Here is a 1,842-nt window from a genome sequence, read left to right as displayed (position 1 = left end):
GATATTGACCTCGCCAAGGCCGTCGGCGACTCGCATCGCGACATCATGCGGTGCTGCTGGCCAATCCATTCGCAGTCTTCTGGAGGTGGCCCCGGCGATGCATATCTTGAGCCTAAGACGCCCATTTCAATGCAAAATATGCGTCTTCTATCGGGCGACCGTGCAACCCCGTTTGAGGGCGGAGATTGGGGCGCGAAGCCGCCGTCCCACTCAGCAACAACCCCAACCATCAGTGGAATCGGTTGCCACTGAAATCGAAATTGAACTGCACTAATTCCCATACTCGAGTTTTGCGTATAGTTTGTTGACGGGGAGGACTTTATACGTGGGGGCGGCGCGCTTTCAACAGACAGCACGTCGCCATCTACGTCACTGGGGTCTATCCCGAAGACACGCAGGGTTCCCTCTCCGCCTGAAAAGTCTGCACTTTCGCCGCATGCGTTACCCAGCACCGCATCGACGAGCTGAGCGTTGGCGTGTCGTGGGCAACGCCCTCGAAGGAGCGGAGAACGAACCACATATGGATCGACCGCGTCAGTCTCATTTTGAGGCGAAGCGGAATCACCGAATGATCCGTGTGAACAAGGAGCGACACTACCCCGTACTAGCGCCCCCTCATTCTTCGGGGGATAGATTCACCCACCAAATTCTGAGAATGCTGGCTTTTAGTAAACCGCGAGACTGATCTCACGGCCAACACAAACGGCAATCCCAACGCCAGCATCGCTAACAACCAGTCTGCTTTCGGCAGGAGGTTAAGTCGGACGGAATGACCGAGATGAAGGCGCATTGCTGCCGCTAGCTAGGATCCGCTACGAGGATGGGGAAGCACAAGCAGTGCGCTGGAAAGGCGTCAGGCTGTTCTTTCTATGCCTAGGAATGTGCGTATATTGTGCGTAAGAGAGAGGTCGGAGATTTGTAATGACCCACGCACAGCTGGCCCAATCGAAAGTGGTCTCAGGTTTTGTCGACAGCCTGCAGGAGCCGCGCACGCCTTATATCTCGCCGAAGCGCCTGTCGCAGGCGCTTGGCGTGAAGGTGGCCAACCTGGCGCAGTTGACCGGCGTCCACCGCAACACGCTGCGCAATCCCTCGTCGGAGCGCCTGCAGGGTCGGATGCGCGAGATGGTGAAGGTGATTTCGGCCGCAACGGAACTCACCGGCGACGTCAAGAAGGCGATCTTTTGGTACCGCAATAAACCGATTGCCGACTATGGTCATCGCACGGCTGCCGAACTCGTCGCGGACGGCCAGGTCGAGGCAGTCCTGGCCTTCATCCGGGATTTCGAAAATGGGGCGCGTGGGTGAGGATCACCCGAGTCGGTCCAGACGAATCGCTATCTGACACCCAAATGGGCTTTCCTGCCCATCAGCGGTGCAGGCGCGGCGATCGACGGCGGTCGTTTCAACCGGCCATGCGTCGAAGCACTCTATCTGTCTCGTTCGACCCAGACGGCTCTTGACGAATACAAGCAGGGCGCCAGCATCGTCCCGCCGGCAACGCTTGCCGCCTACAAGATCACGCTCGCCTGAGGTGGCGGACCTTTCGCAGGGATTCGACCCGGAGATCTGGGACAGCGCTTGGCAGGAATGGGATTGTGCCTGGCGCCAGATCGCTCGCATCGACAAAAGCGTCACGCCGGTGGCACCAACCTGGTGGTCTTTCCGGCCAGTCTTGTCGAAGGCGATAAGGTCACCGTCCATGATCCCGATCACCGGCTGCCGCACGACCAGTCGTCCTGGCCGTAGGGATCGACTGTCTCTGGGATCACAACGCGACGACGCCCCCCGTCACGGCGCTTGGTCCCCAACGAGACCGTCCTCGCCGTCGCCCTCCCCGCT

2 protein-coding genes are annotated in these 1,842 nt (G+C 59.3%); both read left to right on the top strand.

Annotated features, from left to right (window positions below; translation table 11 throughout):
- Positions 1–921 precede the first annotated feature (921 nt).
- A complete protein-coding gene (locus tag EN949_RS34940) occupies positions 922–1,308 on the top strand; it encodes a hypothetical protein (protein ID WP_024504930.1) in 387 nt (128 codons plus the stop codon).
- A gap of 33 nt (positions 1,309–1,341) precedes the next feature.
- A complete protein-coding gene (locus tag EN949_RS36955) occupies positions 1,342–1,533 on the top strand; it encodes an RES domain-containing protein (RefSeq protein ID WP_338101346.1) in 192 nt (63 codons plus the stop codon).
- The last annotated feature ends 309 nt before the right edge of the window (positions 1,534–1,842 follow it).

The sequence above is a fragment of the Mesorhizobium sp. M7A.F.Ca.US.007.01.2.1 genome (assembly GCF_003998165.1).
Lineage (GTDB): Bacteria > Pseudomonadota > Alphaproteobacteria > Rhizobiales > Rhizobiaceae > Mesorhizobium > Mesorhizobium ciceri.
The sequence above is the reverse complement of the archived record's forward strand: the minus strand, read 5'-3'. Positions and strand labels throughout refer to the sequence as shown.

Excerpts from the sequence above, each read along its gene's own strand:
- EN949_RS34940 (WP_024504930.1), top strand. The coding sequence starts at position 922 with ATGACCCACGCACAGCTGGCCCAATCGAAAGTGGTCTCAGGTTTTGTC.